At 46.7% G+C, this 16655-nt stretch carries 17 protein-coding genes and 2 tRNA genes; 5 read left to right on the top strand and 14 right to left on the bottom strand.

Annotated elements, in window-relative coordinates:
• Positions 1-5 precede the first annotated feature (5 nt).
• Together OWQ48_01660 and OWQ48_01655 are read right to left on the bottom strand one after the other, a co-directional pair.
• Positions 6-1847, bottom strand: coding sequence for an aldehyde ferredoxin oxidoreductase (locus OWQ48_01660; GenBank protein MCY0867926.1), 1842 nt, complete (start codon positions 1845-1847; stop codon positions 6-8).
• Entirely contained in the window at positions 1848-2351 is a 504-nt protein-coding gene (locus tag OWQ48_01655; protein MCY0867925.1) for a 4Fe-4S dicluster domain-containing protein, read from the bottom strand.
• A 127-nt stretch (positions 2352-2478) separates the two neighbouring features.
• Here OWQ48_01655 and OWQ48_01650 point away from each other — a divergent pair, with 127 nt between their 5' ends.
• Positions 2479-2817: a hypothetical protein gene (locus OWQ48_01650; protein ID MCY0867924.1), complete on the top strand. Its 339-nt coding sequence runs from the start codon at positions 2479-2481 to the stop codon at positions 2815-2817.
• A gap of 20 nt (positions 2818-2837) precedes the next feature.
• The gene (locus OWQ48_01645; GenBank protein MCY0867923.1) at positions 2838-3317 is read left to right on the top strand and encodes a protein-lysine N-methyltransferase; all 480 of its coding nucleotides are present in this window, start codon (positions 2838-2840) and stop codon (positions 3315-3317) included.
• Positions 3318-3378: 61 nt separating this feature from the next.
• On the opposite strand, the gene OWQ48_01640 is transcribed toward OWQ48_01645, so the two are convergent.
• Positions 3379-4197, bottom strand: coding sequence for a tRNA (adenine-N1)-methyltransferase (locus tag OWQ48_01640; GenBank protein ID MCY0867922.1), 819 nt, complete (start codon positions 4195-4197; stop codon positions 3379-3381).
• A gap of 287 nt (positions 4198-4484) precedes the next feature.
• Here OWQ48_01640 and OWQ48_01635 point away from each other — a divergent pair, with 287 nt between their 5' ends.
• Entirely contained in the window at positions 4485-4940 is a 456-nt protein-coding gene (locus OWQ48_01635) for a DNA-binding protein (GenBank protein MCY0867921.1), read from the top strand.
• 37 nt (positions 4941-4977) lie between these two features.
• Here OWQ48_01635 and OWQ48_01630 read toward each other — a convergent pair whose 3' ends face one another.
• Both OWQ48_01630 and OWQ48_01625 read right to left on the bottom strand, forming a co-directional pair.
• Complete coding sequence (locus tag OWQ48_01630; protein ID MCY0867920.1) at positions 4978-5154, bottom strand: ribbon-helix-helix domain-containing protein; 177 nt, start codon at positions 5152-5154, stop codon at positions 4978-4980.
• Between the two features lie 106 nt (positions 5155-5260).
• Complete coding sequence (locus OWQ48_01625) at positions 5261-6709, bottom strand: glycosyltransferase family 39 protein (GenBank protein ID MCY0867919.1); 1449 nt, start codon at positions 6707-6709, stop codon at positions 5261-5263.
• Positions 6710-6782: 73 nt separating this feature from the next.
• On the opposite strand from OWQ48_01625, the gene OWQ48_01620 reads away from it, so the two are divergent.
• Positions 6783-6866, top strand: a tRNA-Ser gene (locus tag OWQ48_01620).
• On the opposite strand, the gene OWQ48_01615 is transcribed toward OWQ48_01620, so the two are convergent.
• From OWQ48_01615 to OWQ48_01605, 3 genes are read right to left on the bottom strand one after another with little or no spacing between them, the layout of a single operon-like run.
• Positions 6848-8047 (bottom strand): hypothetical protein, encoded by a 1200-nt coding sequence (locus OWQ48_01615; GenBank protein MCY0867918.1) that lies wholly within the window; start codon positions 8045-8047, stop codon positions 6848-6850. The two genes, OWQ48_01620 and OWQ48_01615, sit on opposite strands and share 19 nt — an antisense overlap.
• A 5-nt stretch (positions 8048-8052) precedes the next feature.
• Positions 8053-10671, bottom strand: coding sequence for a DNA-directed DNA polymerase I (locus tag OWQ48_01610; protein ID MCY0867917.1), 2619 nt, complete (start codon positions 10669-10671; stop codon positions 8053-8055).
• Positions 10672-10683: 12 nt separating this feature from the next.
• The gene (locus OWQ48_01605; GenBank protein ID MCY0867916.1) at positions 10684-11043 is read right to left on the bottom strand and encodes a nascent polypeptide-associated complex protein; all 360 of its coding nucleotides are present in this window, start codon (positions 11041-11043) and stop codon (positions 10684-10686) included.
• A gap of 120 nt (positions 11044-11163) precedes the next feature.
• Between OWQ48_01605 and OWQ48_01600 the strand changes: the two genes are divergently transcribed.
• Positions 11164-12438 carry an MBL fold metallo-hydrolase gene (locus tag OWQ48_01600; protein ID MCY0867915.1) on the top strand — a complete coding sequence of 425 codons (1275 nt, stop codon included), beginning with the start codon at positions 11164-11166 and terminating at the stop codon, positions 12436-12438.
• A 5-nt stretch (positions 12439-12443) separates the two neighbouring features.
• Here the strand turns inward: OWQ48_01600 and OWQ48_01595 are convergent.
• The 6 genes from OWQ48_01595 to OWQ48_01570 all read right to left on the bottom strand — a co-directional run bounded on the left by OWQ48_01595 (position 12444) and on the right by OWQ48_01570 (position 16645).
• Positions 12444-12548, bottom strand: a tRNA-Asn gene (locus tag OWQ48_01595).
• Positions 12549-12638: 90 nt separating this feature from the next.
• Complete coding sequence (locus tag OWQ48_01590; GenBank protein ID MCY0867914.1) at positions 12639-14849, bottom strand: elongation factor EF-2; 2211 nt, start codon at positions 14847-14849, stop codon at positions 12639-12641.
• A 102-nt stretch (positions 14850-14951) separates the two neighbouring features.
• Positions 14952-15263 carry a hypothetical protein gene (locus OWQ48_01585; GenBank protein ID MCY0867913.1) on the bottom strand — a complete coding sequence of 104 codons (312 nt, stop codon included), beginning with the start codon at positions 15261-15263 and terminating at the stop codon, positions 14952-14954.
• Positions 15241-15609 (bottom strand): prefoldin subunit beta, encoded by a 369-nt coding sequence (locus OWQ48_01580; protein MCY0867912.1) that lies wholly within the window; start codon positions 15607-15609, stop codon positions 15241-15243. The genes OWQ48_01585 and OWQ48_01580 overlap by 23 nt, the downstream gene beginning before the upstream one ends.
• Before the next feature lie 236 nt (positions 15610-15845).
• Complete coding sequence (locus OWQ48_01575; protein MCY0867911.1) at positions 15846-16379, bottom strand: ribosomal biogenesis protein; 534 nt, start codon at positions 16377-16379, stop codon at positions 15846-15848.
• 5 nt (positions 16380-16384) lie between these two features.
• Positions 16385-16645 (bottom strand): 50S ribosomal protein L37ae, encoded by a 261-nt coding sequence (locus OWQ48_01570; protein ID MCY0867910.1) that lies wholly within the window; start codon positions 16643-16645, stop codon positions 16385-16387.
• Positions 16646-16655 lie beyond the last annotated feature (10 nt).

The following is a 16655-nucleotide window of genomic DNA, read 5'->3' as shown; positions in this document are numbered from 1 at the left end:
TAGATTCACCTAACCAGCTCGAGGAGACCCTTAAACTCTGAGAGCTCCAGGCTATCTAGGGTTTCAGGCTTAGGGATGCCTCTTTCATCCCATCCTAGTTCACTGAAGTACTGGGCTAGCATGGTTTTCACAGTACTCCTCTCTGCAGCCTTACCCTTATATGGCCCTGAGGGGAGGGGCTCATAGAATCTCTCTGGGTTCTCATCGTCAACGCCTGGAGTCCACTTGACATCAGGTCCACCGGCTAGTAGCAGTAGTCTTTGAAGTGTTAGTATCCTTCTTCCTATATCGTAGAGGCCGTTGATATCCAGCCCCCAGCCTGTAACAGCGTTTAGATAGTCTAGTAGAATTGTATCAGCGTTATCATGGAACGTTAGGAACATGCATACAACAGCACTATCAATTACCGCTGACCAGGCCTCCGAGGACCTTGACTTCACGGGTACTCCTGCCACGCTTGTATGGTCTCCTCCCTGCACTGAAGCAGCATATGCTATTGGCTGAGGGTAGTCTTTTCCACTTCTAATCCCGTGGGCTCCGATAGCTATCCCCTTGGATTGAACAGCATATTTAAGTAGATCCTTTCTACCCTTTAATTCCATTAGCTTTAATGCAGCCCTATAGGTTCCCTCAGCGAGGATATCGCCTATCCCTCTTCTGCAGGCTATATCGTTTAGCAGTCTTTCGAGAGCATTGACGTCACCCCAGTTAACCTCGTAGCCGAAGTCTTCTTTGGTTAGTATACCTCGTTGAAGCAACTCTAATGCGAATCCAACTACATTCCCTGTCTGTATGCCGCAGAGTCCTAGTTCATCGGCGACAGCTGAGAGCCTTGTTGCCCCCTCTGGTGTTAGGACTCCTAGGTCTCCACCCATGTATGCTGCCATCTCGTAGTCGGGGCCATCAGTTATGTATCTTCTACCACTCTCCGTCACTCTACTCAGCTTCATGCATGCTAGAGGACAGCCATACTCACTCCACGGGTTCTTAACCCACAGCTTCTTCTCAAGCCAGGCATGCGAGAATTCAAGTCTCTCATGGTACTCCTCCTGCCAGTTTCTTATAGGCATGCTCGACGTTACATTACCAGTATACCATGTGCCTGAGGTTGTACCCCACCGCCTGAAGTCTATATTCCTACTGTAGATCTCCACTAGCTTTCTATGAAGCTCGAGGAATCTATTCGAGTCTGCTATCGGCGGGAGGGGCCCGTTACCCTTTACTACTATGGCTTTCAACTTCTTACTACCCATGACAGCCCCGTAACCCCCGTATCCTGAGGCATGTGTTATCTTCGATAATACCACGGCTGTTCTAACCTTGTTCTCGCCTGCCGGGCCAATGTAGAGGCTTGCGGGCGGCCTCTTAAGCTTATGCTCTCTTCTAGCTATCTCTGCCAGCTTCTCCACTAGTACTCTACCTGTAAGCCCCCATAGCTCCCCGGCGTCTCTGACTTCAACTCTATTATCCTCGATATACAGGTATACTGGTTTATCGCTTGCTCCTTTGACTATTAAGCCATCGTACCCGGCGGATTTAAGCTCTACTGCAACCTCGCTTGAAACAGTGGATCCAACAACTCCATTAGACTGCGGTGACTTACCGCTGATAGTCATCTTAACTCCAGGATAGTATCCTGTGAGAGGCCCTGTAGCAATTATTAATGGGTTCTCAGGGGATAGCGGGTCTAGGCTAGACCACTTCTCACCATAGTGTTTAGCTAGGTAGTATACTGCAAACCCTCTACCTCCAAGGAACCTCCTGAATACTCTATCCTCGAACTCTACTACACGCCACTTGCTGCTCGATAAATCTACCTCGAGGAACCTGCCCCAGAATCCATTCACTTATCTCACCCCTAGTATGATCCTCTCGTATATCTCCTTGGATGTCTCGTAGGGGTCTTTCAGGAATACTTTGACTGATCCCTCCGGCTTCTCAATTAGTGTTAGAGCGTTATACCCTGCTTCACTGCATGCTTTAACGCAAGCTGGCTCTCCACCACAGAGGTCGCAGATTAACACGTAGTTCTTACCAGGTATTATTCTAGGTATCTCTAGCGGGCAGGCGTTGACGCATGCCCCGCATAGAGTACAGTTCTCTGGTATGACTATGACAGCCCCGGTTTTCTCATCGATCTTTAAAGCGTTAAATGGGCATGATTGAACACAAGGGTAGTCCTCGCATTGAACACATGTAACTGGTACAGGAGCTCCCGGGTAAGGCTCGTAAACCTGTATTCTCGATGCAGACGGCCATATACTGCCTTCATGCGTGAGGCTACAAGCGATCTCGCATAGCCTGCAGCCTGTACATCTCAATGGATCCACGAGGATCCACGGTTTACTCAAAATACTCCCACCCCAGTATTCTAGAAAATAGCCGCAATCATTAATAAGTCTATCCTTGATCCTCGTGGTGGCTATATTTAATCTCACTAAATCATAAGGAAAGGGATGTAAAGATAGGTGGTTGAGCATGGTTAAAGTAAAAAAGATTGTTCTCGTGACTGCTGAACACCACCCCTACCATAAGCTCTGGATGAAGCTAGCGGAAACCCTCGGGAGAAAAATTAACGCAGAGGTAGAAGTTAGAAACGAAGACTACGTGTACCTGGTTGAACACGGAGATAAAGATGAATTAGGCATGAGCTGGCTGCCCCAGATACTCGCTGAGCTCGACGATGGAAGAGTCCAGTGGCTTCTCTCACAGCTACCTTTAAACGAGAGGCTTGAGCCAGACGAGGAGGAAGCAGTCAGGAAAATGAGTGATAAGCTAAGAGAGCTCGGCGTTGAACTCCAATTCGAGGAAGCTTAAAGCCAGCTGGGTGCATCATAATGTATTTTGTACCCTTTGTCCCCACTCCCTACCCTGTTGTTAGAGAAATGCTCAAACTTGCCGGGGCAAGTGAAAACGATGTAGTATACGATCTAGGATGTGGTGATGGAAGAATCCTCATAGTAGCAGTAAAAGAGTTCAATGTTAAGAAGGCTGTAGGTATTGAGAGAGATGCAGAGAGAGTTAAAGAAGCCATTAGAAGAATAAATGAGGAGGGTGTCAGCGGGAGAGCTATAGTTATACAAGGAGACTTCTTTGAAGCTGATTTAAGTGAAGCATCAATTGTAACTCTCTTCCTGCTAACCTCCGTGAATGAAGCACTCCGCCCTAAGCTTGAAAGAGAGCTGAGAGATGGAGCCCGAGTAGTCAGCCACGAGTTCAGGATACCTGGCTGGAGGCCTGAGAAGACAATTGAAGTTAGAGATGACCACGGCTTAACTCACGTAGTCTACCTCTACGTGAAAGGAAGACACTTATAGTAGCCTGCAAGTCCAGCCATCCACGCCTCTAAAATCCTTATTCAGCAGTCAACTCTAGGATTCAGCTGGTACACCAGACTCTTCTAGCGAAAACCACGTAGCCTGTATGCCCTATCATCCTAGTAAACGGTCTAACAGCTCCTTCTTCAACTTTGTATTCTCTAAGTAGTACTTCATAGGAGTGAATGTCAGCGAAGCATGGATTCTTCTTCAACTCCACAACTGTCTTCTCAACCTGGTTAATAGTTGGAGAGTAAACTAGGAGTGTTCCCCCAGCTCTAACTAACCCTGCGACCACGCGTAGGGCATTCCAGGGGTCTGGTATATCAAGGAAGAATGAATCAAGGTCTACTGGAAGGCTAACAGGCTCTCTTATATCATGCTTCAAGAGCCTTACTCTCTCAAGAAGTCCAGCCTTCTCCAGGTTGCCTTTAGCTACCTCTAAGTTCTTCTCTGAGATATCAAAGCCGTAGAGGATCCCGGTGTCACCTATACTATTGGCTAGCACTATTGTGAGAGCTCCTGAGCCGACACCAGCCTCCCCTATCTTCGAGCCGGGTCCAATCCCAGAGAGATGGATCATTAAGCCAGCGTCCTTGGGGTATATGATCTGGGTTGCACGATGAAGAAGCGTGGAGTAATCGTGGGGCAACGGCTTAAGGATCAAGGCTTTGAAACCCTGTGAGGTTTTAACTATAACCCCGTAGGGTTTCCCAATGAGGTCTCCCAGCTTCACGAAACCCTTATCAGTGCCTAGAATACCGTCTCTTCTAACCCTAGCTATAAACCTCCTCTTCTCATCTAGTACTACTAAGACTGAGTCGCCTTCACGTATAATGCCGCTCATAGACTGATACCTTTCAGCTCTGGCGTCACTCATCACAGCTCAGAAATACCAGCTTTCAACATCTCTTTTAAATCCAAAGCTTCATCTCATCAACTCCAGTTCTCGTTTCAAGCTTATAAGCTTTACACTCAGTCTCACCATCTACAGTGGATCGAAGGGTTTACAGGGGTCATTAATTCCCGTGGTGAGAGAGCCTGCGGGAATAAGCTTGAATAAAAGCCATCTACAAGTGAAGATTAATAGAGAAGGGTGGAGATGGCTGTGGTTAAAGGCTGCTAAATAGAGTTCATGTAGTCGGTATTAACTTAGGGTGCCCTGTGTTGAGGGTGTTCATTTTCAGTATAAAGCCTGTGTATGCTTACAGAATATTCACAGGGAGCAAGAGATTCGAGCTTAGAAGATTTCTAGGCAGGTACGTGGAGAGAGGAGATAGAATAGTACTCTACGTGACAGGAAGGGTTAAGGCTATTATGGGTGAGTTCACAGCTGGAGATGTAATTAAGGGACCCCCGGAGTACATTTGGAGGAGGCTTGAAGCCTTAGAGTATACTGGAGTGCTGGCAGGCGACTACCGGTATATTAGCGGCTCGAAGACCGCGATGGCGATAGAAGTTGTTAACCCATTAATGTACAAGCAGCCTATTCCACTACGCACTATAAGAAGAATATTCCCTGATTTTAATCCACCTATGAGCATGAGGGAACTGGATCCCTTCGACCCGGTTGTTGAGTTACTACTCAATAAAGCAGTTGACGCATCTAGAAGACGCTGGTAGTATTCAAGCCACCTGTATTCATCCAGGCGCCTTGGGTTCACGTTTCAGCTCTCTTAAGCCAGAGCTCCTTCTTCAATAGATCCCTGACTGCAATCCTGATAACCTCACTTCTACTACTATACCTCCCCATTCTCACCAGCTCATCTATTCCTTCAATGTAGAATTCAGGCATCTTAACTGTTATCAACTTCATTCTAGGTATTACGCCAGCCATCTCTAAACCCTGTGGGTTTCATGGCACTGGAGAAAAGATTAAAAGCCCTTGGTTAAACCATGCTGCTAACTAAATATGATGTTTTCGGCTACCCGTCACCTATAGTTCAGCTTGTTAGAACCCTGATGACAACTCCCTTTAGCCTGGATTCAGCAAGCCTGTACAAGCTTATCAAGTAGGAGATGTTAGCCTTATTCACAACATAAGTGACAGTGTAGACTAGGTACATGTATACGAATGGAGCTAGCTGAATACTATAGAAGCTGTACTGTGTTCTCCCTCCCGCCAGCCATAGGAGAACATAGCCGCTCCACGAGCCCAGCAGGTATAGCCAGAGCAACCCGTGCTTCTTATCCCTGAAGGCGAGGGGGGCAAACACTAATATAGAGATGAACACAGTGGACCAGAATGGAGTGAATCCTTCAGCGTAGACGTCTGGATTCAAGTACACGGGGAATGCATTAGCTCCAAGAAACCAGTCCCATGGGGATGAGCTAACAGGGCATCCAGCCCCCATGCACTTAACACTTGTATGCCACTTCAAGGGGTTTAGCAGGGAGTCTCTAATCCATCTAACTGTGCCGAGATAGCTTATTAATGGTAGAGATATGAGAGTAAGCAGGGCTAGGTAGAGTACTAGGGCTGTGAATGCTAGTGCAAGCAGGTTATATGCTAGAAACAGGGTGGAGGGATTCCTCCTAGCCCACTGCCTCAGGTATATTAGTGCTAATGGTATTAGAGAGAAGAGTCCTGAGAGCTTGAACAACCCGCCTAGAATCCCTGCTAACAGTGCCCCCTTGTACCTTCCATGTACTGCGAGGTAGAATGAAAGCATTGAAGTAAAAGCTACAAATCCGTCGAGTAAGGCTAGAGAGAACATTACTCTGGATAAGGGTTCAGCTACAAGCAGTACTGCTGAGGTTAAGGCTATAAGAGTGCTCCCTGAGAGCTTTCTCACAGAGAGGTATACTAGTACCACGGTTAGAGACCCTGCGAGAATTAATGGAATTCGCCACGTGAATGGTTCATCCCCTAAAGCATAGATTGAGAGAGCTATCAGGTACTTACCTAGAGGCGGGTGCTCGAGGTTAAGGTATCTATTAATACCCTCGTTGTCAGGTAGCATCCATCCTGGTATAGCGTCAACCACTTTTACAGAGCCCTGGATCTCGCTCATAAAGCGTAGAACATTTTCTCTATCACCGTATACATAGAAGGCTTTAAGCTTAGAGTAATCGCTTCGAAGTTCAAGTCCATATGCAGCTGCAGTATCCTTAAGTAGCTCGAGATCCAAGTTGCCCTCGTATATAACTGTGTATCCGTAGCTTCCACTAGCCATCCGGGGCTCTAAGCCGAAAACCTTGACAAGGAGTATTCTTGCAGAGCCCACATACCATACCTCATCAGACACGTATCCCCTCCCATTCCTCGAAGACTCTAACTCTTGGAATTGAAGGGCGCTTAAAGCGAAGACTGTAAATGCAGCCATACCTATTACTACGGCTATCAGCACCTCCCTTAGAATGCTTCTACCTTTTACCACTCCACTTATCACCAAGCTGGGGTCAACAAGAATTACTCAGCTGGAAAGAGTTATTAAGTCTCAAACCTTATCCACTCACTCAGAAGCCGGGGTCGCCTAGCCTGGTAGGGCGCCGGCCTGCTAAGCCGGTGGGGGGTTCCCCGCGCGGGTTCAAATCCCGCCCCCGGCGTCAGCTTCCATAACCTCTTTTAGTGCTTGGAGAGCGTACACAGCTAGCATGGAGTCCCTGGTTATAGATATCCATTGAATAGGGTTCTCAAGCGATAATGGATTAGGCGATGCATCCAGCCCAATGCTCCTTAAGGCTTCAGCTATCACGCCGGCTTTAAACCAGAGTATTATTATCAATGCATTCAAGAACTCCACAGTCAGTAACAGCCGTGCATCTCTCCTAACAAATAGAGTTGGAATCAGTGGTAGTATCAAGAGGAGTGTCTGAGGTACAGGCTGCGGGTGCAGCGAGTAAAGTAGTAGCATTACTACAGGTATGTACATGGTGAGACGTTCTCTCTCGTTTAAAGAAGGACTAACAGCGTATAAGGTGAGAAGCAGCAGTATCCATAAACCCATGTTCAACCCATAGGCTGCTTCAACTGAAAGCCATGGTGTAAGCACTTGGAGGAGACCGTTATTAAAGCCAGCTTGAATTACACTGCTCACAACGCGTTTAATGTAGCTTGGATCCACTGCGAGAACTAGGAGTAATGGTATCAATCCGTAGAGCATCCCAGTGTAAATGGATTCATCTAAGTTAGGATCTCTCAGTAGGAGATATACTAGTAGCCCCAGGACAACTATAGAGTAGAAGCTCGTTGTGAATGAAAGTGTCGAGTAGAATAGTGCCCGCTTAACCTCACCCTCCCTAATACTAACTACTGCTTCAGCTATGAGGGGGAGTGCGAGGGAATCATAGCTGTATACTCCGTAGACTAATAGGGTAGTAGCGTAGACAGGATACAAGTATATGCTGCGAGCCCTCACAAGCCTGTAGATACCGTAGGATACAGCGGCAGTTGAGATAGCCGAGTAAATTAGATAGAAGTAGACAAGAAAGTCGCTGGCACTTGACGCTAAAAACCTGCTTAAAGCTGTAGCCAGGAGCACTGTAATCCAAGCTAGAGGAGGCTGGGTAGGCTTTAAATCCGCGATCACTCTCCACGGGGGTTTACTATACGATTCAACTAGGGTGTCGTGGAGCTGGCTGTATACATCGCAGTATATGATTGAACCTGCTTCAAGTAGCCTTCTACCGAAGAGCGTGGATTGAACTTCGGTGGGCATGTGGAGTACCATAGATACTAGGAGCAGGACCACTGTTACAGTTAAGGTTAAAGCGGCTGCATGCCTCATTTTACTTAGACCTCGCCGTAGCTAGGAGGCTTTCTCCCGCTGGCTACGCGCATCTCTCTATTGAGCCCTCCCCCAACTACATCCTCCCATTTTATTGATAGTGCTGTAAGCAGCTGCTCTAAGCTGCTCTTCAATAGTTCAATGTACTTATCTGGGTCTACTTCGTGCAGTCTAGCCAGTTGTATCGCCTTATACCCTTCCTTACCTTTAACTTTAATGAATGTTATCACATCGCCTTCTGCTACACTAATACCGTAGTTAGCGAGCTGCATTGCAGCCCTTACGTGGGGAGGCTTAGTCTTAGTATAGGTTGATGGTGGTTTCGTTAAAGCTACCTTAATTGCTAGTTGATCCAATGGTATCTCCTTACGCTTAAGCTTCGTGTAGTATTCTTCCAGCGCGTGTTCAAGCCATTCAACGAACTCCATGAATCTCTCTGGTGTATCAATCTCTCTCATTTTATCTAGCATCTCCTGGAAGAACTCCTTGAGAAATTCAGGTGTATTCCTCTTCTTCGCTACCAGCCCCTTTATTTCCACCTCGCCGCTCTTACCTCGGCCTAAATAATTCTTCTTCAATCCTGTGAAAACAACATATGTAAATTCTTTATCTAGCTCGATTTCAAGCCCAAGGTTCTCTAGAATCCACTTCTGGAGAGCCTCAACCTGGCTTCTCGTAGGATTCCATACGAAGATTGAATCTGTATCCCCGTAGAGGGGTTTAATACCTAGCTCTGCTGCCTTGAGCACTATTGTCATCAGGGACTTCCTGCCCATGGCTGTAACACTTTCAGCTACAGCCGGCGAGAACAAGGGGAACCTGCTGTCACCGAAGACGCCGTAGCTGGCGTTAATGAATACTTTTATGGCTCGTTGAACAACGTCATACCATGTTAGCACTTCTCTTGGAAGTGATTTATCCTTAGCTCTCTTCTTGTAGACTCCAACCCTGAAATCCCTGAGTATCCCTATTATCTGAGCCGTCAGCCCGGGCTTATCAGTGCAGACTGAGTGAAGCTTCCTGCCTGTCTCATCTACAATATCGATTGTTGACTTACACCACGATGTATCAACGGTCTCATAACTTAAATTGTACTTTTTAATTATGCTAGGGTATAGTGAGGCTATATCGAATACAGCAACATTGAAGAATACTCCTCTAGGAGGCTCGATGACTAGTGCGCCAGCGTACTTCTTGCCTTCGATTACAGCTTTAGTACCTGCTTTACCAGCGTACCTAAGTATATCCTCGTTGTTAGGTATCAAGTATCCTAGCCTTCTATGCTCCCAGAAGAACTGGTTTTGAATCCAGTTTGAGATCCGCCTTCTACACACATCCTCGATACTCGTCTTTGATACACGGCTGAGAAGCACCATTAGTCTCCACACAAGCTCGTTATCAAATAGTGTCAGCTGGAGTGTTATATCAGCATCCCTCACGTTGTATGCTACGAGTAGTGAAGCTGAGACATCGCTGATAGCCTCCTCGAAGCCTATCTTAGATACACCTAGCAGCGCTGAGGATACAGCATCAAGCTTCTCCTCTCTGTAGCGGCCTCCAAAAGCATAGTTCTTCACCGCGTTATTCGAGAAGAATTTATACAAGTCCAGGTGGATGCTGTTCTTAAGTCTAATCATGTCTTCTCCTATGGATATTGGTACAAGGTATCCTGGTATACCTAGCCTTATAGCTCTAGAGTAAATGTATAGCAGGTCGAATTTATCGCCGTTATATGTGAGTACAACTGGGTACCTGGATAATGCGTCAAGAACCTCTAGGATTAATGCTTTCTCGGAGTCGTATATCTCGACTTCTACATCAGCAGGGTACTCGTCGGACATGTAGTCGAAGTCGTGTTTAAAGTTCCTCTCCAGCAGGTATACTTTTCTGAAGCCGTTGCTAGCTGAGATGGCCACGCTTATGATAGGGTACTCGCCTTGATGGGGGTTTGGCACCCTACCTTTAAACGGAGTGTAGACTTCTATATCTAGTGCTGCTCTCAGCGCTCTGGGGGGAGCCTCCTCGAAGAGCACGAGGTATTCTTCAGCCAGCTCAATTGTTTCACGAGGCTCCCCCCTGAATAACTCGGTGACGGCTTGCTTGAGAGGTAGGGGTATCTCGGGTTTAACCAGTACAAGTCTGTACTGCTGTCCATTGTTTTCTAGAACATACCTCATTCCAGGTATCAACTGATTATCGAATATGTAGTTGTTATGGTACTTTATCTTCGCCTCCCAAGCTGATGCCTTACCAGTAATCTTGTTTCTCAGCTTTCTCACTGCTAGTGGATCCTTTGTCACAATTTTAGTGACTCTAATGCTCTCCATGGTTAAAGGGTTGACTTTAAATACCTCCTCTACGTGGTCAACAGCTTCATCTTTGAGTACTTCCTCTAGGATGCTCGGGTTCTTTACGCCTGCATCAGTGAGGAGGTATGGCTTATGGCCTGTGGGGTCCGCTATCTTTATGAGCTTATCTCCGCTCTCGCTAAGGAATTCGAGGACTGCTTTCCCCAGCTTCCCATCATAGTATACTCCTAAAAGGTAGTGTGGCTTACTGAGAGCTTTGTAGATGTCTCTTAAACTGGTGCTTACTTCAAGTTGAATTCTGCTGGTATCCTGCATTGTAGGGCTACCTCACTCGCCTTTAAGCATCATGATAGCTTGTAGTATGTCGCCTCGACTCTTGACTAGTGCCTCCCTAGCCTTCTCGTATGATGCGCCTGTCTGCTCCATTACGAATCTAATATCATCTTCAGGGATTTCTGTTGCTAGAGGCTCAGCTGGCTTTCCGGCTTCCTCGACTACCTCCTGTGCACCTGTAACCTGGTAGAAGACTTGCCCTCCAGCCTTAAATACTAGTATTTGAGGATTCCTTAATACTATCCTCTTATCCTTTAAGACTATCTCAACCTGCCTGGCATCCTCTAGTTCTTCAACCTCTACTCCCATCCTCTTGAGAAGCCTCTTCAATTCACGTGGGTTCGATGCAAACATCTCTAGGCACCCAAGCTATTAAAATCCCTGTTTTGAATCGTGGTATCTAGGTGCTTAGAATTAAGCATCCGTTTAATTAGGGTTTCCACAGCGTGATCTGGTCGTCAAGTATGGTGGTGAATATTGAAGATCAGGGTTCTTGGTGGTGGAGGAGAAGTCGGTAGAGCCGCCTTCCTCGTCGAGGACGGCCAGCAAAAATTCCTCCTAGACTACGGAATAAACCTTGACGAGAAAGATATGCCTAGACTTCCACTCCACGTAAGGCCTGCTGAGATCACAGCACTCGTATTATCGCACGCACATCTTGATCACACGGCTGCAGCACCATACCTCTACATAACTGGGAGGCCTAAGGCTTTTTCAACCAGGCCGACACTCGATGTCGCTAGACTGCTAACTATGGACTTCCTGAAACTGAATGCAGCTGTAATAGAGTACGATATGAGGGAGTTTGAAAACCTATACAATAACACAGTGTTCCTCGACTACGGGGAGAGCTATGAGGAGGAGGGATTTAAGCTAGTCTTCTCTAGTGCAGGGCACATAATAGGTAGTAGCATGACTTACCTTGAAACTAGTAGTGGACGTAGATTAATGTACACCGGGGATGTAAACGACGTAGATACATGGACTCTCGGAGGCGCTGAAATACTGGATACAAGGGTTGATACAATAATAATAGAGTCAACGTACGGGGGTAGAAGCCATCCACCACGCTATGCTGTCGAAGAGAAGCTGATTGAGATAATCGAGGAAACCCTTGATAAAAAGGGTACTGTGCTTATACCAGCTTTTAGCGTAGGGCGTAGCCAGGAGATCGCATCCATAATAGCTCACAAGGCACCGTACGTTGAAGTATACGTAGATGGGATGGTTAAAGATGTCACCGACGTATACCTTAGACATGCAAGGTTCCTGAGGGATCCAGTAGCATTCAAGAAGACATATGAGACCGTGAACTTCGTGGCAAGCTTCAAGGATAGAAAGAGAATCGTGAACACTCCCTGCGTGATAATAGCTTCAGCTGGAATGCTGAAGGGTGGCCCCAGCCTCTACTACTTTAAGAAGCTCTATCAGAACCCGCGTAACTCGATAGTACTAGTCAGCTATCAAGCCCCCAGCAGTAACGGGCATAAAATACTGGAGGCTGGAGAAATCCCTGAGCTCAACACTGGGAGAATTGAGGCTAGGGTTGAATGGCTGGACTTCTCGAGTCACGCTGGGCGGGAAGGGCTTCTGAGAATACTATCCAAGTATAAGAGTGTAGTAGGGAACATTGTAATAGTCCATGGGGAACCAGAGGAGGCTGAAAGCTTAAAGAACACCATAATCGAAAAACTGGATAGCGATATAAACGTATATACTCCTAGTGTAGGCAGCGAGATAGTAGTGTAGTGGAACGCCGGGGCGGGGACTCGAACCCCGGACCACCGGGTTTCCGCACCAGGCTTCTATCCTTTAAGCGGTTAACAGCCCGGCGCTCTACCAAGCTGAGCTACCCCGGCTCCATGAATTCAATAGAGGAGGTAGGGGGATTAATAAACCATTTAGTCCTCGAGAAAATAGCTGCATCTAGATTAAGCTAGCACGGTGTTTTACGGCGACATGAAGTCCTCGGGTTTCGGTGGCTCAGGCTTTAATCCTTTCCTAGTCCTAATCTTCGCTATTAGATCAGCTAGCATGCTTTCAGGTACTGGAGCCCACCTGCTAAAGTCCTGACCCCATATCGCTTTACCAGCTGTTACATTCCTCAGCATGTCAGCTATATCGAAGGACTCTGAGACTGGTATCTCAGCTACTATTCTCGCCCCTGCCTCCATCTGCTGGACCTCTATGAGTTTTCCTCTCTTCTTAGTGATTACTGTTGAAACATTACCTATGTATTCAACTGGGGTTCTTATATCCAGCTTTAGTATTGGCTCAAGTATTGTTGGCCTAGCTGTCAGGAAGCCTACGAATATAGCGTTTCTTACAGCTGGGAATATCTGAGCTGGACCCCTGTGCGCCGGGTCCTCGTGTATTACTGCATCGTGGAGTATTACTTTAACACCGCGTACTGGCTCCATTGCCAGCGGGCCCTCCCTCATCGCTAGCCTGAAGCCCTGGATTACTGTATCTCTAACCTCCCTCAGGTACTGTACACCAGTGGTTAGATCAATCAGGATGTTGAGGTTTTCATCAATAGCCATAATTCTTCTTGCTTCATCAGCATCCCAGCCTGCTTGATCCCTCAGGATCTTTGCTCTCTCGCGTGCATCCATGTCCTCGGTGACTATGCCTTCACTCATTAATCTAATGGTTTCCTCGTTTAGTGGTGAGACGCTAATATAGAACCTGTTATGCTTGTTAGGTGACTTACCCTCGAATATTCTGCTAGCTTCTCTTATGGTCTCCCTGTACACTATGACGGGTGGTGAAGCCACGACGTCCAGCCCGTAGAGATCTTTTAGTAGGGTGAGCGCGATCTCAATGTGTAGCGTGCCGACACCGCTGAGGAGGTACTCGCCTGTCTCTTCGTTAATCTTAACGATTAAGCTTGGATCCTCTAGGTGTAGCTTGTATAGTGAGTCAATGAGCTTAGTCAGCTGCTGCGGGTTCTTTGGTTCTATTGCTACTGTGACAACAGACTCCGTGATCATTCTCAGCCTCTCGAATGGCGTCATGGAATCCTTGTACTTTAGCGAGACAACGGTTTCACCTGACCTCGCTTTATCTAAGCCTAGTGCTGCAGCTATGTTGCCTGCTGCGATCTCATCAGCCAGCTCTCTGTAGGGCCCCATGTACAAGCTTACTTGGAGAACCCTCTGAGGGGATCTAGCATTAACCAGCCATACTTCATCCCCAGCTCTAAGAGTACCCGAGTATATTCTCCCAGTGGCAACTAAGCCGGCGTGCGGGTCAACTCTAATATCGTTTACAAGCATTACTAGCGGGCCATTCGGGTCAGCTTCAATCATGTACTTTGCTACTTCATGGTTGAGGTCTCCATGCCATATCTTCTGGATCCTGTATCTCTGAGCCTCCCTTGGGTTAGGCACGTACTTAACTACCATGTCGAGTATTGCCTCGTGAAGAGGCGCGACCTTCTGTAGCTCTGCAATAGCATCCTTGCCTCTATTGTAGGTATCAATTATATCGGAGAATTTAATCCCCTTCTGCTGTACCAGGGGTATTGTGAGACCCCAGCGGTCTCTCGCCGAACCAAATGCTACCTGGCCCTTCATGGGGTCTAGTAGCCATGTCTTCTGGAACTCCTTGTCCGCGTAGTTAGCTATAAGCGTATTGATATCCTTAACTATCTGAACTAGTCTTTGTTGTATCTCGCTTGGTGAGAGCCGTAGCTCCTTAATTAACCTATCAATCTTGTTTATGAAGAGTATTGGGCGAACCCTCTCCTCTAAAGCTACACGTAGATACATTTCTGTCTGAGTCATAACACCTTCCACAGCGTCTACTACTACTATTGCTCCATCTATAACGCGAAGGGCTCTGATAGTCTTCGACTGGAAGTCCACGTGTCCCGGCGTATCTATCAGGTTTACAAGGTATGGTTTACCCTTGTACTCGTGGTAGAGGCTAACGTTAGCTGCTTTAACAGTCATCTGCCTCTTCTGCTCTACATCAAGGTAGTCGAGGGCTAGTGCTTGACCAGCCACCTTCTCGGAGAGTAGTCCTGCAGCACTTAACAGAGAGTCGGATAGAGTTGTCTTACCGTGGTCTACGTGAGCGGTTATACCTATATTCCTAATCTGCTCAACGTTCTTCATGAGCCTTAACACTTCAGCTGTCTGCTTGTATCTAACCATTAAACACCACCTCTACACCTAGCATTCTCGATCAAGAATATGCTGTTATAAAACTTGAGTATCATTGCGGTTCATGGAGGCTTGATTACACTAATTAAACATCTAGGATCGGTACTTCTCAATCAGCTTCTCGAAAACTACCCTAGCATGATTGATTGCATCCTGTAGTATCTGCTCGTAATCGTATAGGTCGCCGAACGGGCCTGACGCCTCTAGATCCAGCTTTAGGTTTAAGTGGTCTCCTTCAAGCTCTATACTGATAACAGTATTCACGTTGGATCCTTTCGGGAGCTTCGATGAAATGTACTCGAATACCTCGTTATCTAGTCTTAATACTATGCTCTCCATTACATCCAGGCTTACTTCATTAAGACGTATTCTACCCAGCTGTCTACCGGCTGGCTGTGAGGCCATGCTTACTTAAAGCCTCCTTTATCTTAGCTTCGAGCTCGCTGACCTGCTTGTTAACGAAGTCTAGTTGCTTACGGTACTTATCTCTCTTCACTATTAAGAGCTCTTTTCTATCCTCAAGTTCTTTTACTACTTCAGCCTTACTCTTCTTTATGATCACGTGGCCGAGTGCCTTGTAAAGCTCAACGTCATCGCTCGTGTTTTTCAGTGTATCCAGAATGCTCTCTATGTCGCTTAACTCTGCTTCAACAAGCTTTAACTCTGCATCTATTCTAACCTGGTGTTCACGGAGGGTTTGATACTGGACTAGCATCTGCTGGATCTCTGGTGGAAGACTCTTCTCGCTCAACCTTAAGCACCTCCAGTAGCTCTACTAGCATGAGTATCATATTGGTGAAGCTGTTATTTAAGGCTTTTAGGTCACTGGCGTTATCGCATGCTAGTTTAAGCTTTAGCGCTTTCTCCTCAATTACTATCTCGCTGCTACAGTTTCCTGGGATCTCGCTTAGTTCAGGCTTAATGGAGGAGGCTACTGTTTCACCAATACTACTTTCTACTGCTAGAGTGTACTCGACTTCAATACGCTTACTTATATACAGTCACCTCTCTAACCTTGATTAAAGGGCCGACTTGACGGTTTACAGAACTATAGAATCTCATAGTAACAGCCTCACCATCCTCTAAAACGACTTTAACGTCAGGCTGGTTCCCGAGCACCTTAAAGAATATAGCTAGTAGTAGGTCTGCTAGAGTAAAACATAAGTCGGTCGTGCAATTCTCATAATCAATACCAATGCTTCTAGGATTATACACTCTAGTCGACAAGGGATTCTCCCTGGAGAGCCTTACTCCCTTTAACTTGATGACTGCATACCTACTCACCTGGAACAATCCTGTAGATGCTTCAATCCTGTAGACTAATAGCTGTGAGGGGTTTCCACGGCTCTCACATACGATTAGAATATACTGGAGGCCACGCCGATAGGCTTCTGCAGCGAGATCGCTGAGCCTCATTTTACCCCGTGTAATCCTTGCAGAGTACGGTATTAGTGAAGCGAGATCCTTAGTAAAAGACCTAGTCCTCTGGGATGGCCTATGGGATGTCGATATTAGTAGCAAGAATGTTACTCCCTTACAATAACACTTGGGAATAGTTTCGCGGCCTCAGTTTTCGGTAGGTATGCTCCTCCAGCCCATTTAGCACCACACTTCTTACACATCCATACACCGGTTGATACTCTTACAACTCTGCCTGAATGCCCGCAGAACGGGCACGTGTGATCAGCATACCTCTTCTCTAGTATATCACGTACTTTCTTCCTGAGTGTTGAACCATACCGAGTTCCATATCTTCCCGCAATACCTACAATCTTTGTTCTACCCATTTAAGCACCA

The sequence above is a fragment of the Desulfurococcus sp. genome (assembly GCA_026626905.1).
Classification (GTDB): Archaea; Thermoproteota; Thermoprotei_A; order Sulfolobales; family Desulfurococcaceae; genus Desulfurococcus.
This window is presented reverse-complemented; position numbering and strand designations above follow the sequence as displayed.